This window comes from Ferriphaselus sp. R-1, assembly GCF_000746095.1.
GTDB lineage: Bacteria > Pseudomonadota > Gammaproteobacteria > Burkholderiales > Gallionellaceae > Ferriphaselus.
Genome location: NZ_JQKP01000001.1, coordinates 85,362 through 98,938 on the forward strand (window position 1 = coordinate 85,362; position 13,577 = coordinate 98,938).

The window sequence follows — 13,577 nt, forward strand, 5'->3', positions numbered from 1 at the left end:
CGCTACCGGGAAGGCTGGGGAGGCGCAGCGCGCAGGCAGAAACTCCTGTCCCCCGTTGCCGGGAGCACCCTGAACTCGGAGTATGCCTGTAGCGACTTACCATCGCCTGCCGGGCTGTTCGCCCAGCCCCAGGGCGACAGATCGGTGCGGTCGGCCACGACGGACAGCCAGTATCGGGTGTCGGCGGCCAGCGCCAGCGGGCGCCCCAGTTCCACCGAAAAGTCCGACAGTTTCATCCCCGCAGGCTGTTCGTGCGCATGCCCGCTCACTCGTATCACTTCCAGCGGATTGCGCACGTCCGGCCCGGCGAATGCGTCATTGGTGGCGGGGTACAAGGTGAGCGTGAAGCCCGCAAGTGACGCGTCTGCCGCACTGCCGCGCCAGCAGATATGAGAGATCTGCGCCGGTGCGTTGAGCTGGAAGCTATCGAACGCTTGCACATCCTGATCGCTTCCCTCGCCGCCGATCAGGCGGTTGGAGTTGACCAGTTGCGTGTCCGGCAAGGCCACAGGGGCCTGTACATAACCGTTGGGCAAGGGCGTGGCCGTTGCGCAGCCGGTGATGCCGCTGACCCATGCCGCAAGTATCCCTATCCCTAGGCTTCGCTCCAGTCTGCGCATGATCGTCTCTCCGTGTGTCACTGCTTGATGGCAAGCAACTCTACATCGAACTGCAGTGTTTCGTTGGGGCCGATCTCGGTGCCTACGCCGCGTTCGCCGTAAGCCAGTTTTGCGGGGATGAAGATCTGCCATCTGGATCCTTCGGGCATCAGCTTGAGCGCTTCCTTCCACCCCGTGATCAGGGCCGAGAGCTTGAGCGTTGCGGGGTGGCCGGCTTCGGTAGCATCGAATTCCGTGCCATCGAGCAGCGTGCCGCGATAGTTGCACTCGATCAGATCGGCTTCGGTCGGCTTGCGGCCAGTGCCAGCCTTCAATATCCGGTATTGCAGTCCACTGGGCAGTGCCACCACATCCTTCTCGGCCTTGTTCTTCTCCAGGAAGGCTTCCTCGCGCTTGCGGTTCTCCTCCTGCGCTACGCGGCGGTCCTTCTGCATCCGCTGCCTTACTTCGCTCTGATAGGCGTTCATCAGCTTGCGCAGATCCTTTTCCGGGATCAGCAATGGTTTGCCGCTCATGCCGTCCTTCAGTCCGCGCACCAGCAAATCCATGTCCATGTCACTGCCTTGCTTCTTCAGGTTGCGCGCCACGCTGACACCGATGCCATAGCTCAACATCTCCTGCTGTGTCTTGAACTTGACCTGTTCCGCCAGTGCCGTCTGCATGGTCGCCGCGATGAGCAGGCCAGACACAATCATCCTTGATGACATTCTCGCTCCTTAAAAAGAATGCTGCCAGAGTCTCCCGCCCGGAATCATACCCGTTGCTTGAAACTGCTGGCAGCGTTCAACTGCTGTGGCCCCTGATGGGCAAACCTCCCAGATCAGGGGCTCTGGACTTACTGCGCTATTACGGTGTTGGATGGGCCGGCATAAGCGGAGTTACCTGCGCCACCTGTTGCCATCACTTGATAGCGGTAACTTGTACCTGCGGTGAGGCGGGTATTGGTGAACGTGGTCACATTGGCTGCTGTCGTGCCCACATTGGCCCAAGCTCCCCACGTACCTGCTCTGCTCATCGTGCTGCGCTGGATGGTGAAGCCGGATTCGTTGTTGGCATTATCCGTCCAGGTGACCGTCGCGGTACGCGAACCCACCGCCCCGACAGCAGCGGCTACGTTGCTGGGTGCAGCCGGAGGCGTCATGTTCAGGTCTACCGGGCCCGCCACTGCCGAGGTTGCCGTGACACCGAACGCGGTAGCGGTGGCCTTCACCTGGAAGCTGTAGGTGTTGCCTGCTACCACCGCTGCGGTGTACGTCACCGTACGCGCCACGGCTGTGCGTTGAGCATTCGAACTTGCTACGGTCGCCAAAGTCACGAACGGAGCGCCGTTGGTCGAAGCTTCGACTATGTAGGCATTCTCGTTGTTGGCGTTATCCACCCAGCTCAGCGTCGCACTGGTGGCCGTGGCCGGAGCAGCGCTCAGGTTGGTCGGAGCGGCCAACGCACCCGGACCGGTCAGATCCGCTGTCACCGTAGCCGGAGCCGAGGCGAAGGTCGAAGCCCCGCTGACCACGATCGCCACCACCTGGAAGCTGTAGACGCTGCCCGGTGTGGTCGCTGCGGCGTAGGTCATGCCGCGTGCGGTCTGAGTACGCTGGCGAGTCGAGCTGTTCAGCGTGGTCAGCAGGGTGTAGGCACCGCCGTTCACCGATGCCCAGACCTGATGCGCGGTCTCGTTGTTGGCCATGTCGTTCCAGGCCAGGGCCACCGAGGTGCCTGCTGCGTTCGGCGTGGCGGTGAGCGCTGACGGGGCTGTCACCACCAGCGGCATGGTCACGGCTGTTGCCGACATGGCCCAAGTGCTGGAGCCTGCCGCATTCACCGCCTTCACGCGGTAGCAATAGGAGGCGCCGGCTGCCGTTGTCGCATCGGTCGTGCCGGTGCTGCCGGCTGCCAGCGTGACGAGTGCCGCCCAGGTTCCTGCGGCATCACAAGCGGCACCTGCTGTGCTCAACTGGCGCTCTACCACGTAGCTGGATTCGTTGAAGGCTACATCGGTCCAGCTCAAGGTCGCCTGAACGCCCGCTCCGGCGGCACCGCCCAGTACGGTCAGTCCGGTCGGGGCCAGAGGCACGGAGAACGGCGTGGTCAGTGTCACCTGGTTCGACGCGACAGCTCCCGCCGGGTTGACGGCCTTGACCAGATAGCTGTAAGCCGTGTTCTCGGTGACGGTGTTGTCCACGTAGGTCACGGCGTTCACGCCCAGTGTCGTCAGCAGTGCGCCATTGCGCCAGACTTCGTAGCTGGTCTCGTTGCCTGCGTTATCTGCCCAGTTCAGGGTGACCTGATTGAATGCGACCGGAGCTGCCACCAGATTGCCTGGCGCAGCCGGTGGGGCATACGAGGTATGCACCGAGATCACGCCGGACGACGCGAAGCCAGCCGGATTGACCGCCCGCACCTCGTAGGTGTAGGTCGTGTTCTGGGTCAGTGCCGTATCCGCGAACGTAGCGCTATCGGCAGCCAGTGTGGTGAGCAGCACGCCGTTGCGCCATACCTCGTAGCTGGTCTCATTGCCCGCGTTGTCTTGCCAGGTCAGGGTGATCTGGTCAGCCGTGACGCTGGATGCGGTCAACAGAGTCGGAGCCAGTGGCATCGCATAGGGCGTTGCGACCGAGATCGTACCGGAAGAGGCGGAGCCCGTCGGATTGACTGCCCTAACCTCATAGCTGTAGGTAGTGTTGCCGGTGACGGTATTGTCGGTGTAGCTGGTTGCGCCTGCCGCCAACACGCCGATCAGCGCACCATCGCGCAGCACTTCGTACGACTTCTCGTTGCTGGCATTGTCCGTCCACGTCAAGGTGACATGGCTGGCCGTCACCGGGTTGGCCATCAGATTGCTGGGGGCCAGCGGTGGCGTCATCGGGACGGAGGAGTTGACGATGTTCGAAGGCAGGGACGTGCCCGCTACGTTATACGCCAGGACCTGATAGGCATAAGTGTCTCCCATCACTCGATTCTGGTCGGTCCAGCTGGTCAGGTTGGCTGCGACCTTGGCGACCTCGGCAAATGCGCCGATCACATCCGCCACGACGGGGGCGCGTTGAACGATGAAACCGATCTCGTTCTTGGCATTCCCGGCGGTGGCTACGCTGGCGGCATCGAACCCGCCCAAGGGGGTTGGATCGCCCCAGACCAGGGTTCCTGCAGCATCGACGCTCAAGCTGCCGGGGGCATCGGGCACCACCACGGTCGGCTTGAACACTACCGGACGCATGAAATCGTTCTCCTCGTGACCGAGGATGTGGCAGTGCCACACGTACTCGTTGTCATAGTTCGCGATGGCGTTGGCGACGACCTTGGGCGCGTTGGTCAGCGGGTTGATCTGGGTGAAGCCCAGCGTCGAACCCAGCGGTTGCGAAGGGTCCATCGGACGAATACTTTGCGGAAGACCGAACGGCACTTGCGGGCGCTTGGCCTTCAGCGCGACCACGATGTCTTCCAGCGGATTCATCGTGACGGTCTCTTTCCAGCCCAGCTCGTTCGGGAAGGGCGGTTTGACCGTGCCGTCCCAGCCTATGCGGTTGATCACCTGCACGTTCACCAAGTGGAAGTGGACCGGGTGCGAGTCCACGCCGTTGTGGGTGATCTTCCAGATCTGGGTCTCGCCATCGGCTACGGTCTCGGTGGCCGGGTCGACGTAGTTCAGGGGGATGGTCGTCTGCGTCAACGCGGTGGTGAAGGGCAGTTCGACACCCAGTGTCGCATTCATGCGGCCATAGACCGGATCGAACAATTCCTGGATGGCTTTGTTCTGCACCGGCAGCGATTGGGTCAGATCGGTCTGCACCGTCGCGGTGGCACCGATACCGCCGCCGCCCGTGAAGGTGATGAGCGGTGCCGACGTGTAGCCCGTACCGGGGTTGGTCAGCGTGATGCCGGTCACTTTGCGGGTAGCCGCATTGATCGTGGCCACCGCTTGGGCACCTGTCCCGCCGCCGCCATTGAACACCACGGTGGGGGCGGTCTTGTAGCCGGTCCCGCCGCCGGTCAATGTCAGGCCGGTGATGGTCTGCGGGCCGGTGGCTGTCCAGTTGAAGGTCGGCTGGTTCGCGGTGCCGGTCGAGATCTTGGCGTAGTTGTCCACATCAGCAGTGCCGAAGGCGGCGTTGTAGGCTACTTCGGGCACGATGGGGCGTTCCTGGCTTTGACCGTATGCCACCGGCAGCGCGCCTTGCAACGCGGCCAGGTCAAACGCGGCGCCACCTGCGGGCGCTGCATTCACCTTGATCTGCATGACGGTCCGGGTGTTCGGGCCGTAGCCCGGCAAGGTGTTGCCCGCGCCACCAGCGGCGGACTGGTCGCCATCGCCGGTGTAATAGTCGATGCGTGGGTCGAATGCGGGAACCGGGGCCGGAGCATCGTTGTAGACGATCAGGGTCTTGCCCGCGTACTGCGAGAAATCGACCACGACATCGGCCCGTTCAGCCGGGCCCATGTACAAGCCGTGATCCATCACGTTCAGCACGGTGATGGTGCGGCGGTTCATGTCATATGTGATCGGGTGCGGTGGGACTACGGCGGGTGCCGGGAGCAGGCCGCCTTCGCTGCCGATCACGACGAAATCCGGTCCCAGTGTCGCCGGGTCGGGTACGCCGCCCGCACGACCATCCTTGGGCCAGGTTGCGGGCCAAGCTGCTGCCAGCGCGGGGTCGGTCGGGACGGAGGCTGGCACCATTCTGACTTCCTTGCCGAAACCGGGGTTCGGTGCGCCCGTCACGGGGTCGAACTCGGGGATGGAGTCGTCCGCTACGAACAGGCTCAGGTTCAGGTAGCGGTCGTTGGAGGCGTTCAGCACGCGCAAACGGTAGGCTTGTGGATCGACGGTCAAGGTCGGGTAGGCCGTACCGTTGACCACCGCCGTATCGCAAAACGCTTCCGGTGTGACGGTTACGTCGCCATAGCTGCCGGAGGGCAGGGAGTACTGTGCCGGGAACACTGGCCAGAACCAGGGACCCCAGTCCCAGCGCCCGACTGGATTGGTGCCGTCGATGGAGTTCGGATCCTGGTTGGTCTCGTAGACGTGCGGATACCAGAGGTCGCCTTCTTGCCCCCAATGGTTAGTGTCCCACTTGGCATCCTGCTCGGCGATGTCCTTGGGTACGAAGGACTTATCCTGGATCACCAGCGGGATCTGTGCGGCGGGGATGATGCCGGAGTTGACCAAGTCCTGCTCCACCGGGTCGGACACCAGATAGCCGGCTGCGACACCGGCGTACACGTTCAGTCGGGTCAGGCCCGAGGTGTGATCGTGGTAGAACATGAAGCGGGCGCTCAGGTTGTTCGGGAAATACATGGTGTTGGAGCCGGGGCCGGGATCCGGCATATCCGGTACATTGGCAGTGGCCGCGCCCTTGCCCATGCCTGCGGCATACGCGGCAGCCTCACCGGCTGGAGCGATCCACTGGTGCGGCGTGCCGTCGCTGATCCACGGCGAATCACCGCCGTGCCAGTGGATGGCCACCCGGTTCTGGGTGAACGAGGTCGCGCCATCTGGTCCCAGGCCGGCACCGGGGATGGTCGGGTCGACCGGGATGAACAGCTCGCCAGCTGCGCCCACCGGCAGATAGTTGGTGTACTTGAAGCGGACGGCGACACCGCGTGTGGCGCTGATCAGCGGTCCCAGATAGTGGGGGTGATCCACGGCGTAGACCTGGTTGCCTGCATTGTCCAGAATGGGCGAGCCGTCCGGGTAGTTCAGGGCGATATGCTTGCCAGGATTGTTGGGTGTGGAGATCTGCACGTAGCCGCGCAGGCGGGTCGGCTTGGCCAGGTCGCTGTGCATCCGCTCGGTGTACTCGACCACCGCCAGCTCGTAGTAGTCGTCGTTAGTCACATTGCCATTGCCATCTACCCATTTCTCGGGCGTGGCGACCGGGATGTACTGGCCGAGATTGTTGGCGGCAGCTTCGCCCAGGCCGGGCAGTGTGTCTACGAACTTACGCAGCGGAGTGCCGGTGTCGATAGGCGCGCCACCCAATGGGTTGGGCCGCACACCCGAGGGGCTGTTGGCGTAATAGGTCTGCACCTTGATCGGTGCGCCGGTGATATCGAAGCTATCACCCCAGCCGGGGCCAGCATAGGCCTGGTGGATTGCAAAAGGCAATACTGCCAGTGTGAACAAGCCGTTCGCAGCAAGACGTTTCATGATTTTCCTTCCCTGAGTTCTCTGGATTTCTTTGTGCAGTCAGTCGGGGTCACAGCCCCTGACTGATCGCCTGCTGCTTCATTGCCCGCTTGGTGGCCTGAATGTCTTTCTTGGATAGATCGGCCTTGCGTTTGCGCCATGAGCGACTCTTGTTGGCGACATCGTCCGGATTGGTGCTGGGAATGGTTACCGCACTTGTCTTGCCTTTTTCGCTTGTCGCCGGCACGCCTGAAGCGGCCTGAGGGGCGGCCCAGGCCGCCTGACAGCTCAGCGCCGCCAATACCGACAGCCACAGCACCAGCCACTTTGCCTTGATTTCACTGCTCTTGATCATGATAGTTCCCTTCATTTCAGATGATCCATACCCGTCACCATGACGGTTGCCTAAAACTTGTGCTACTGATCCAATCCCCGATACTTCTCGAACAATTCCGCTGCAGTTACAAAACCGTCTAATCTCACCCAACTCGTGCCGGCAGACTTGCGCAGGAAGAACACCGGTGTGTGATTCATCTTGTCGCCATGGTAGACCTCGAACGCTTGCTGTACTTGAATGCTGGCAGCCGTGGTGCCGGTGTAATGCTGCCAGCCCGGTTCGGCACCGTAGCGCTGAGCGTAGTCCCGCAGACGAGTGGGGGTGTCCTGCTCCGGATCGATGGAGATCGATACGATGTGCACCGCGTCGCGCTTCCTATCCAGCATTCCCTGGAATTCGGCCAAGGTCCGGCTGACCAGCGGACACACCGCCGTGCAGTCGGTGTAGATGAAAGACAGCAATACTGCCCGACCATCATCCAGCTCGTCCCTCAGGGCCACATACTTGCCATCGTCACGCAGCAACTGCACCGCAGGGGCTGCATAGTTTCCCGCAGAGACCTTGGACTCCAAGTGGGCTGGATGGTGGTGAGCATGTGCGCCGTCCGAGGCATCTGCCGTGCTCCAGATCAGGCATAACAACAACGTCCATAACGTGCATCTGAACTGCATGGTAATACTACCCTCGCCTTCCGTGTGATTCCGGGGCACCTCTTCAGATGCGATTTATCCTTATGTTTAACATAGGAAATTTGTTTAATGTTACAGGAGCCCGCGCGAGGCCGCCAGAGGAAAGTGCGACATTTTGTCGCATTGACTTTTGGGGCGCATGGGTGGTGGTTCCCGTACTTGATTGTGCTATCGGCGGCGGGTAGGTGAACTTGAGTGATCCGTGATCGGAAGGTGGGGTAGGGTCAGGGGTGTCCCGGCTGGCCTGTTTGCCCGGCGGGTTGGAGGGGGGGGAGCGCAGGATTCTTGAAGACCCAGTCGGAGTATTTTTCGCTGCCCTCGAAGCTTCGGTTGGCCAGCGTGAAGCCATGCTTTTTCAGCGGTTCGTGTTCGGACAGGCTGTACACGCCCACGATGCCGCCGTCGGTGCCCTTGAGCAGTCCCCACTCCGCCTTGCCGGTGATCGGGTCGGGATAGAGTCTGCGCAGGTAGCGTTGGGTATCGGGGACGCGAGGGTCCTTGAGCAAGTCGGTCAGCACCTGAGGGTAGCGATCGGTACCGGGGCTGTGGCGGTAATACAGTTCAAGGGCGGTGCGGAACTGGTTGCCGACGAACAGCAGCTCCTGTTCGCGCTCCCGCTTGCCGATCTGCCCCCAGTACTGCCCCAGACCGGCGAGCGCGGTGCCCATCATCGCCACCACGATGAGGATGCCGATATAGGTGAAGCCTTGCTGTTGGCGCTCGACCACGCTCACCAGCCCCGATAGGGCGAACCATCTTGCGCGTTGCCGGGTGCGCCGCTGTGCAGATCATAGACGGCACCACTCTCGCCGTTCTCGGGGGCGACGATCTCCCAGGTGGTGGCGCTCTCGGTGAGCGGGTCTTGCGGCAGACTGCGCAGATATCTTTTGCTGACCAGCTCTTCCAGCGAGTCCGGGTAACGTGCGTTGTCGCCGTAGAACTTGTCCAGTGCGCGCCGCGTCTCGGCGAGGTTCTGCCGCAGCACTGCCTCTTTGGACTTGTCCACGCTGTGGAAGTAGCGCGGCATCGCCAGCGTCAACAGGGTGGCGATGATGGCCATCACCACCAGCAGTTCGATCAAGGTGAATCCCTTGTTACGGCTCGCTCTCATGGCTTCACCATTTGCGGTAAGGGATGCCGTTCAGGCCGGTCCCCGCCGCTTTCGAATAGACATCGAACACATCCTCGCCCTCGCGTGGGTCGTCGGCACTGCTGGCGTAACTGCGCTTGCCCCAGCTCTCCTCGGCAGACAGGGTGTTTTCGGCGAAGGGGTCGCGGGGCAGGCGGCGCAGGAAGTGGAGCTTGCCCTGTTTGTCGACATTGCCCCGGTCTTGTACACCGTCCACCAGCACGGCCAGCGCGGTCGGGTAGCCGGAGCGCGACAGGGTGGGATCTACCCGCTTGTCATCCACTGCCTGCTTGTAGGCATCCAGCGCGGAGCGGATCTCGCGCAGTGACTGGCGCAGCTCCTGCTCCTTGGTGCGCTTGACCAGCAGCTCTTCCACCGGGATGACGATGCTGGCCAGCAGGGCGACGATGGCCACCGAAACTACCAGCTCGATCAGGGTGAATCCGTTACGGCGCATTTTCCGTCGCCACTCCCTCGGGGATGGCCAGCACGATGGGGGGCGGCACAGCCATCCGGTCCGCGCCAGCGGAGGATTGCAGTGTGTCCAGCGTCAGCTGGGTCTCCACCGCGCTGCCCAGCACCTCGAATTCCAGAGTGGCGATGCGCCCGCTATTGCCCGCCGCCCCAGTGTCGGAGAGCCCGATCTGCACATAGCCGATGGACTCGTTGCTGCTCTGGCTGAACTTTTCCGGCTTCACCAGGCTGCCCGGAGTCACACTCAGCAGTTTGAGCAGGCTGGTCTCATAGTTCACCCGGAAGCCGACATCCTGCAAGGCGGCGCTGACCTTGCCGTCGACCGGCACCACCAGCTTGTCGCCGACCTTGAGCGTCGCCGGGGCCGACCAGTTCACGGTCAGCGTCGGCTCAGCCGCTGACGTTTGCGCTGCTCCTGCCGTGCCGGGGGACTGGGCATCGGCCAGGTTCAGCGAGCTACCCGCGCCCAAGGTGCTGGACAGCGACAGGCTGGAATCCGGTACCTGTGCTGCACCTTTGCTGTCCGTCGTCACAGCAGGCTGCGCGGTCGGGGCAGGCGGCATGGGTACGGCGGCTTGGGCTGGCGCAGGCTGGATCGCAGTGGCGGGCGGCAGCACCGGTCGTGCCGCTGGCGCTGCGAGTGGTGCGGCGGATGTCTTGACGGCTTGCGGCACGGCCACCCCGCCCGGCGCGGTCACGCTGCGCGCCTGCATCGCCTTGGTGCGTAAGGTGGCTTCCGTACCCGACCAGTATTCGACATCACGCGCCTCGGGATGATGCGGCTTGCCCACGATGTGCGGTGTGATGGACAGGATGATCTCGGTCTTGGCACCGTTGCCCTGATGCGCCGAGAACAAGCGACCGATGCCGGGGATCTGGCCCAGTCCCGGCACCTTGTTGGCGGTGTTGCGCATCTGGTTGTCGATCAAGCCGCCCAGGATCTGGGTCTCGCCATCCTTGAGCTGCAACAGGGTGGACGCGTTGCGGGTGCCGATCTGGTAGGCGCGGGTGCCCGAGTTGGCATCGTTGATGGTGTTGGTGATGGAGCTGACCTCCATGTTTATCTTGATCGCCACCTCGTTGTCGAGGTGGATGTCCGGCTCCACTTCCAGCGTCAGGCCGACATCGATGTAGCGCACGTTGGCGTTCACTACCGGTGCAGCGCCGCCAGCCACCGGCATGGCTGCCTGGGTGATGATGGGCACGCGCTCGCCGATCATGATCTTGGCCTTCTCGCGGTTGCGGGCGCGGATGCGCGGACTGGCGATGATGTTGGTATCCGTGTCGGTCAGCATCGCGCTCAGCGCCACGCTGAGGTTCGGGGCTGTGACGATGTTGTTCCCGTTGATGGCGCGCAGCTGATTGAGCGTCGGGGCGGTCGCCCCGACTGCCCCCGCAGCCGCCCCCGGCACCACCCCGGTGCCGACGGCGGTCAGGGTCAGTCTGGACGGCCACAGCACGCCGAGGTCGGACAAACGGGTGCGGCTGACTTCCAGCACTTCCACTTCCATCATCACTTCCGGCTCGGCGATGTCCTGATCCGCGATCAGTTTTTCGGCCAGCTGCACCGCCTCCGCCGAGTCACGGATGATGATGGAATTGGTCTTCTCGTTGACGAAGATGGCGTTGGTCTTGAGCAGGGTCTTGAGCATGGACTGGATCGCCTTGGGATCGGCGTTGGTGAGGTGGAAGCTGCGCACCACCAGATCCTGATACTCCTTGGTCTTGGCCTGGGTGTTGGGGTAGATGAACAGCATGTTGTCGCTCATCACCTTGCGCTCCAGCTGGCTCTGCATCAGGATCATGCCGATGGCATCCTCCACCGACACATCCTTGACGAACAGGGTGATCTTGAGGTCCTGGCGCACGTCCTTGTCCAGCAGGATGTTGATGCCGCTGATGCGCGACAGCGATTCCAGCACGGTCTTGATGCCGGCATCGCGGAACTGCAAGGTCACCGGCTTCTTGAATTTGGCCATCAGGGAACTTTCCAGCACCGGCTCGTGTGGTGTCGCTTCCTGAATCTGGCGTTCGAGCTGCAACGCCTCGGCATTCTCGGCATCTTCCACCAGCACGGTCTTCACCAGTGCAGCAGCCACATCCAGATTGCCCGCCCTGAGCTGTCCCTTGGCATCGGTCAGCGTCTGCACATGGCGTTTGTCCATCGCCAGCAGTTCCAGGCCTTGCTGTGCGCGGCTGTTCCCCGGTTCGATGCGCAGGATGCGCTCGTAGAGCAGCCGTTCCTGCTCCTTTTGACCGGAGGAACGGGCGGAGTTGGCATCGACCAAGAGTCGGGCGACTACCTGTTCGCGGTTGCGCCGCTCGTCGTTGAGGAACACGGCATTGCCCGGATCGGCGCGGACCGCCGCATGCAGCTTGCCTATCCCTTCCTCGTAGCGCCCGTCTTCCAGCAGGGACATGCCTTCGCGATGCAGGCGATCGCCCGCACAGCCGGTCAGTAACGCTATGCCCAGCGCCAGCATGCTGGTTCGAGTGATGTACTTGTTCATGGTCCGTTCTTTCATGTCCCGCCGCCCACATTGAGCGACTGTTTGATGTTCAGCGGTAGGTAGATCAGTTCCAGCTGGTTGCCGATGAGGGAGCCTACCCGATACGCATTGTCCACCGTATCGCCTTCCATCACCGTGTAGATCTGGGTGCCGCGCGCCAGTATGAACACCCGCCGGGGTGCATCCGGGCCGTGATATTGCCCCACATAGGCAAAGGGCAGCGGCGGTGCCGTCGGTACAGGAGGGGGCGGCGGCGGTGGCGGCGGTGGAGGGGGTGGCGGGACGTACCAGGACTTGGCCGCGAACGGATTGCCGTCCTCGCTCTCCTCCTGGGCCGCCTGCTTGCGTGGCTCGCTGCCGGTCATCTGCGCGGCTGATCCGCCGCCAGCGTGTGCGGCTGCCAGCGTGCGTGTGCGCGGTGCACTGACCACGGTCCCTGATTCTTGCGGCGGCGCAAAGGCGAGCGCCATCACGCCGGCCAGCACGCCGATCAGCAACAAGGTGCGCGGCTGCATGCTCATGCGTCCTCCGCGACGAAGAAGAGGACGAGCTTGATCTTGGCTTCCACTTCGGCCTCGCCGATCTTTTCCCGGCGGAACTCCACGTGCTCCAATGCCAGGAACGGCATCTCCGCCCGCAGTGCCGCCAGATATTCGCGTATCTGCGGGTATTCGGCCACCACGGGCAGGGTGACCTGGTAACGGATCAGTCGCCCTTGTTTGCTGCGCACGGCTGCATATTCACCCTCGTCCAGCTCGATCTTCTGCTTTTCGGCCAGGGTGAACAGATGTTTGAGCCACTCCGGCGAGCTGTGCTCGGCGGGCAAGGCGCGGTAGAGTCTGGCCAGTTGGGCCTCCGGCAGCTGTTGCTGCTCCGTCGCCAACGTGCCGCTCTGTACCTTGTGCTGCAAGGTTTGCGCACTTTGCCGGGTGGTCACCAGCGTGGCCTTGGTCGGCACGATCACCGCGAGGTAGAACACCAGGTAGGCGGCGATCAGCCCCAATCCCAGCAGCCCCGGCCAGGCCAGATGCATGCGGATCTGGCGCTTCATCCAGGCGGCGTTCAGCCCGGGTGCATTGAGCCAGCGCCGGACGGAGAGTCCGGCAGCGCCGGCATCGATGGCGCGCGGGGCGAGCAAACCGTGCTTGAGGCGTGCGAACCAGCTCATCGGGCCCCCTTCCACTGGGCCAGCAAGGCGAAGCTCATGGGCCGCTCGGGGTCATCCAGCTCCAGCTGGTGGCTTTGCAGATAGACGCCGCCGAACTCGGGCTGCTGTTCCAGACGATGGATGAAGTCCAGCATGGCGGCATAGTTCCGCGCTTCGCCATGGATCTTGACCTCGTGTCGAGCCGGGTCGGGATCCAGTCCGAGCAGGGCGATGTCATCTTCCACCGTCCGCTCGACGGCGAGGAACAGCGCGTCCCATGGCACAGCGGTCAGCCGCGTGACCTCGTGCAGTTGGTCCAACTCCAGAGTGGTGTCGCCGCCTCGCTGGACTTGATGCAGCAGACGTTTCGAGCTGCGTTCGAGCTGTTCCAGACTGTCCTCCCAGCCGGAAAGGCGCTCGCTCAGGTGGCTGTAATACATGCCGACCAAGGGCAGCGCGAGCAGGCTCAGGGCGAGCACGGCGACTCCCAGCCTGGGGAAGGGGCGGGCGCTGTGCTGGTAATCGAGATGAAGTCGCGGCATCG

12 protein-coding genes are annotated in these 13,577 nt (G+C 62.9%); all 12 read right to left on the reverse strand.

The window, feature by feature from the left end; genetic code table 11:
• Positions 1–2 precede the first annotated feature (2 nt).
• Entirely contained in the window at positions 3–620 is a 618-nt protein-coding gene (locus tag DM08_RS00405; protein ID WP_035382621.1) for a hypothetical protein, read from the reverse strand.
• Positions 621–637: 17 nt separating this feature from the next.
• The gene (locus tag DM08_RS00410) at positions 638–1,327 is read right to left on the reverse strand and encodes an FKBP-type peptidyl-prolyl cis-trans isomerase N-terminal domain-containing protein (RefSeq protein ID WP_035382623.1); all 690 of its coding nucleotides are present in this window, start codon (positions 1,325–1,327) and stop codon (positions 638–640) included.
• Between the two features lie 128 nt (positions 1,328–1,455).
• Positions 1,456–6,768 (reverse strand): fibronectin type III domain-containing protein, encoded by a 5,313-nt coding sequence (locus DM08_RS12070; RefSeq protein ID WP_051937683.1) that lies wholly within the window; start codon positions 6,766–6,768, stop codon positions 1,456–1,458.
• A gap of 49 nt (positions 6,769–6,817) precedes the next feature.
• A complete protein-coding gene (locus DM08_RS00420; protein WP_035382625.1) occupies positions 6,818–7,102 on the reverse strand; it encodes a hypothetical protein in 285 nt (94 codons plus the stop codon).
• Positions 7,103–7,164: 62 nt separating this feature from the next.
• On the reverse strand, positions 7,165–7,755 hold the full coding sequence (locus DM08_RS00425; RefSeq protein ID WP_035382627.1) for an SCO family protein: 591 nt from the start codon (positions 7,753–7,755) through the stop codon (positions 7,165–7,167).
• A gap of 242 nt (positions 7,756–7,997) precedes the next feature.
• A complete protein-coding gene (locus DM08_RS00430; protein ID WP_237560180.1) occupies positions 7,998–8,501 on the reverse strand; it encodes a type II secretion system protein in 504 nt (167 codons plus the stop codon).
• Positions 8,502–8,503: 2 nt separating this feature from the next.
• Positions 8,504–8,884, reverse strand: a complete 381-nt coding sequence (locus DM08_RS00435; RefSeq protein ID WP_035382629.1) for a type II secretion system protein — start codon at positions 8,882–8,884, stop codon at positions 8,504–8,506.
• Positions 8,885–8,888: 4 nt separating this feature from the next.
• Positions 8,889–9,359, reverse strand: a complete 471-nt coding sequence (locus tag DM08_RS00440; protein WP_035382631.1) for a type II secretion system protein — start codon at positions 9,357–9,359, stop codon at positions 8,889–8,891.
• Positions 9,349–11,901, reverse strand: a complete 2,553-nt coding sequence (locus tag DM08_RS00445; protein ID WP_081908704.1) for a secretin N-terminal domain-containing protein — start codon at positions 11,899–11,901, stop codon at positions 9,349–9,351. The genes DM08_RS00440 and DM08_RS00445 overlap by 11 nt, the downstream gene beginning before the upstream one ends.
• Positions 11,898–12,407: a hypothetical protein gene (locus DM08_RS12075; RefSeq protein ID WP_051937685.1), complete on the reverse strand. Its 510-nt coding sequence runs from the start codon at positions 12,405–12,407 to the stop codon at positions 11,898–11,900. Before DM08_RS12075 ends, DM08_RS00445 begins: the two co-directional genes overlap by 4 nt.
• Positions 12,404–13,054: a hypothetical protein gene (locus DM08_RS00455; protein ID WP_035382632.1), complete on the reverse strand. Its 651-nt coding sequence runs from the start codon at positions 13,052–13,054 to the stop codon at positions 12,404–12,406. Before DM08_RS00455 ends, DM08_RS12075 begins: the two co-directional genes overlap by 4 nt.
• Positions 13,051–13,575: a PilN domain-containing protein gene (locus DM08_RS00460; protein ID WP_152555742.1), complete on the reverse strand. Its 525-nt coding sequence runs from the start codon at positions 13,573–13,575 to the stop codon at positions 13,051–13,053. Before DM08_RS00460 ends, DM08_RS00455 begins: the two co-directional genes overlap by 4 nt.
• Positions 13,576–13,577 lie beyond the last annotated feature (2 nt).